At 43.8% G+C, this 4371-nt stretch carries 2 tRNA genes and 2 rRNA genes; all 4 read right to left on the reverse strand.

The window, feature by feature from the left end:
• Positions 1–10: 10 nt before the first annotated feature.
• A 5S ribosomal RNA gene (rrf, locus tag CQA49_RS09590) occupies positions 11–126 on the reverse strand.
• Between the two features lie 155 nt (positions 127–281).
• A 23S ribosomal RNA gene (locus tag CQA49_RS09595) occupies positions 282–3472 on the reverse strand.
• 590 nt (positions 3473–4062) lie between these two features.
• Positions 4063–4138: transfer RNA gene (locus tag CQA49_RS09600), tRNA-Ala, on the reverse strand.
• 28 nt (positions 4139–4166) lie between these two features.
• Positions 4167–4243: transfer RNA gene (locus tag CQA49_RS09605), tRNA-Ile, on the reverse strand.
• Positions 4244–4371 lie beyond the last annotated feature (128 nt).

Consider the following 4371-nt stretch of genomic DNA (forward strand, 5'->3'; position numbering starts at 1 on the left):
TTTTCCCCTATCCCTGCATCGACCTACATTCCCACACTTGCAAAGTGCAGTATCATCAGCGAAGAGGAGCTTAACTGCCAGGTTCGGAATGGAGCTGGGTGTGTCCTCCTCTCTATAGACACAAGGAAAAGGGAAATAAAGATAAATAGTTTAATTTACCCTTATTTCCATTTTCCATTAGGTTTTATTCTATTTTGTTTTGTTTCAAGTTAATAGCCTTAAGTATAAAAACTTCATACACTCAATAAGGTAGTCTTTTAGGTTCACTTATTAAAAGTTTTATAAATAAGCCAAGCGGTCTATTAGTAGTAGTCAGCTAAACATATTACTATGCTTACACACCTACCCTATCAAGCAGCTAGTCTTGCTGCGACCTTCAGGGAGAGTTAATCTTGGAGTTGGCTTCCCGCTTAGATGCTTTCAGCGGTTATCACATCCATGCGTAGCTACTCAGCGATGCTCTTGGCAGAACAACTGATACACCAGTGGCATGTCCATCCCGGTCCTCTCGTACTAGGGACAGCTCTCCTCAACTCTCCTACGCCCACGGCAGATAGGGACCGAACTGTCTCACGACGTTCTGAACCCAGCTCGCGTACCGCTTTAAATGGCGAACAGCCATACCCTTGGGACCTGCTCCAGCCCCAGGATGCGATGAGCCGACATCGAGGTGCCAAACCTCCCCGTCGATGTGAGCTCTTGGGGGAGATCAGCCTGTTATCCCCGGGGTACCTTTTATCCTTTGAGCGATGACCCTTCCACACAGAATCACCGGATCACTATGACCGACTTTCGTCTCTGCTCGACTTGTTTGTCTTACAGTCAGGCTGGCTTATGCCATTACACTCTACTTGCGATTTCCAACCGCAATGAGCCAACCTTTGCAAGCCTCCGTTACTTTTTAGGAGGCGACCGCCCCAGTCAAACTACCCACCAGACATTGTCCTGCTAGAGGATAACTCTAGCCAGTTAGCAGACAGAAACATTAAGGGTGGTATCTCAAGGATGGCTCCATCTCCACCAGAGTGAAGATTTCAAAGCCTCCCACCTATCCTGCGCATAATGTTCCCATCGGCAGTGCCAAGCTGTAGTAAAGGTCCACGGGGTCTTTCCGTCTTGCCGCGGGTAGGAGGAATTTTCACCTCCACTACAATTTCACTGAATCCCTGGTTGAGACAGCTCCCATCTCGTTACGCCATTCATGCAGGTCGGTATTTAACCGACAAGGAATTTCGCTACCTTAGGACCGTTATAGTTACGGCCGCCGTTTACTCGGGCTTCAATTCAAAGCTTCGCATTGCTGCTAACTAATCCTTTTAACCTTCGAGCACCGGGCAGGCGTCACACCTTATACTTCCTCTTACGAGTTTGCAAAGTGCTGTGTTTTTGGTAAACAGTCGGGAGGGACTCTTTGCTGAGACCTAATTGCTTAGGCACACCTTATCGCGAACTTACGGTGCTAGTTTGCAGAGTTCCTTAACCAGAGTTCTTTCACGCGCCTTAGAATACTCATCTCATCTACCTGTGTCGGTTTGCGGTACGGGCAATAGTAGCTAAACTTAGAAACTTTTCTTGGCACGACGGTATCAGTGATTCTCCTTTCCATCCGAAGACTTCAAAGAGCCTTTCAAGTTTCGAATACAGGGGCGGATTTGCCTCTCCCCCAATCTACGCTCTTAGACCAACACTTCCATCAGTTGGCTCACCTAACCCTATGCGTCCTTCCATCGCACACTACTATTGGTATAGGAATATTAACCTATTTTCCATCGCCTACCCCTTTCGGACTTGGCTTAGGACCCGACTAACCCTACGATGACGAGCATCGCGTAGGAAACCTTAGACTTTCGGCGAATATGATTCTCACATATTTTATCGCTACTCATTCCTGCATGCTCACTTCGCATCGCTCCAGCACTTCTTACCGATATACCTTCAACGCAATACGAACGCTCTTCTACCACTATGCATCAGCATAATCTACAACTTCGGTGTCTATCTTAGCCCCGTTATATTTTCTGCGCAAAATCACTAGACCAGTGAGCTGTTACGCTTTCTTTAAAGGATGGCTGCTTCTAAGCCAACCTCCTGGTTGTCTGAGTAACTTCACATCATTTTCCACTTAGAATAGAACTTTGGGACCTTAGTTGGTAGTCTGGGTTGTTCCCCTTTTGACGATTGATTTTATCACCCACCGCCTGACTCCCAAGATACGGTAATAGGTATTTGAAGTTTGACAGGGGTTGGTACCGCGGTGAGCAGCCCTAGCCCAATCAGAGCTCTACCCCCTATTACTATTACTTGAGGCTATACCTAAATATATTTCGAAGAGAACCAGCTATCACGAAGTTTGTTTGGCCTTTCACCCCTATCCACAGCTCATCCCAACCCGTTTCAATGGGTACGAGTTCAGTCCTCCATAAGCTATTACACTTACTTCAACTTGGCCATGGATAGATCACTTCGCTTCGGGTCTGCAGCATCTGACTAAGCGCCCTTTCAGACTCGCTTTCGCTACGGCTTCGCGTTTGCTTAACCTTGCCAGATACCACAACTCGCAGGATCATTATGCAAAAGGCAGTCCATCACCCTTGTGAATCCCTCTGAAGAATCAAGGTAAATTCGTCTTTTGAGTGCTTTTAGCGGAGTCTGCGAAAAAGCTTTGGTCACTACCGCCTAGGTAGCTCCCTGCAGCTTTTTCTTGACAGCCACTAAAATCATCTTAAAATACTAGAATTTTGTGTCTGCATAGATTCTATTAAATCCATCGTGCAATGATTTTGAGATGAGTTTGTGGGTTGCGCTGTTGTGAAATGAGGAGATAGAACATAAAGTTCATCTCCGAAATTGAACAACAAGCTCCCGCAAAATCACTCAAAAGCATAAGCAGATTCCTCAAAGGGACTCACAATAGGGCTCTGAATGATTGTAGGCAAATGGTTTCAGGTTCTATTTCACTCCGCTCACTGCGGTTCTTTTCACCTTTCCCTCACGGTACTTGTGCGCTATCGGTGTGATAGTAGTATTTAGGGTTGGAGAGTGGTCTCCCCGGCTTCGGCCCGGATTTCACGTGTCCTGGCTTACTCTGGATACTGCTACCTATAAAGAATCTTTCGCATACGGGACTATCACCCTCTGTGATGTACTTTTCCAAATACTTCTGCTAGATTCTCTAAGTGGATATTGCAGTCCACAACCCCGAATGCAAGCATTCGGTTTGCCCTCTTCCCCGTTCGCTCGCCGCTACTAAGAGAATCTCGTTTGATTTCTTTTCCTCTAGCTACTGAGATGTTTCACTTCGCTAGGTTCGCTCCATTAAAGGTAATATACATTGCTGTATATTGGGTTGCCCCATTCGGAAATCTACGGATCAAAGCTTCTTGACAGCTCCCCGTAGCTTATCGCAGTCTAGTACGTCCTTCATCGCCTCTATCACCCAAGGCATCCACCATTTGCCCTTGAAAGCTTACTTACCTTTTAGATAAATGAATGTATCCTAAAAGAACTACCTTATTGAATGTATGTTACACACAATAAGGAGTGTATTGTAGTCTTTATTACTTAGGCTATTAACAATAAATTTTCAAATAACGCTAGACTTAAAGTCTAATGAGAAGCTTATCTTTGCTTATTGACTTCTTAGAGTAGATTCTCTCTTTGGTCAATAACAACTTAATTTAGCAAGCTTTAAGCTCTTAAATTAAAGAAGCTTAAAAAGCAAGCTAAGTTAAAACAAGCTAAGTCTCTCATTAAACTTTAAAACCAAATAACTTTATATTTAGAGAATATGTAAAGAGTGCAAGCTTTATATAAATCTTAAGTCTTTGTATAAAGTCCTTTTTATCTAAAAGTCCTCTATCTCAAAGCTTTTTTACATAAAGACTATATTTCTAAGATTATCTTTCTATCTATCCATAAGATATTAGGATATTCTTAAAAGCCTCTTGGAAACCTTCGAACTCTTCTTGTCTCTATAAAGCTCTTTTAGTTAAAGTGTTTTAAAACTTTAGCAATAAAAGATTATTAAAGCAAGACTAAATTGCAAAGTGAAATAAAAAGCTATGGTGGAGAATAGCGGGATCGAACCGCTGACCTCCTGCGTGCAAAGCAGGCGCTCTACCAGCTGAGCTAATTCCCCATTGTTTCTTAAGGGTGGATTCTTGTAATGGTGGGCTTAGGAGGACTTGAACCTCCGACCTCACCCTTATCAGGGGTGCGCTCTAACCACCTGAGCTATAAGCCCCTAATCTTATGCTTTCTTTTACTCGTATGCTACGTTAGATTCTTAAAAATCTCAATCACGCACCTTAAGTGCGTTCAATCGATTTTTAAGAATCTGCCTTGCCTACAAGCAAAATTAAAGCATAATCT

The organism is Helicobacter sp. MIT 00-7814, assembly GCF_003364115.1.
In the GTDB taxonomy this organism is placed as follows: Bacteria; Campylobacterota; Campylobacteria; order Campylobacterales; family Helicobacteraceae; genus Helicobacter_F.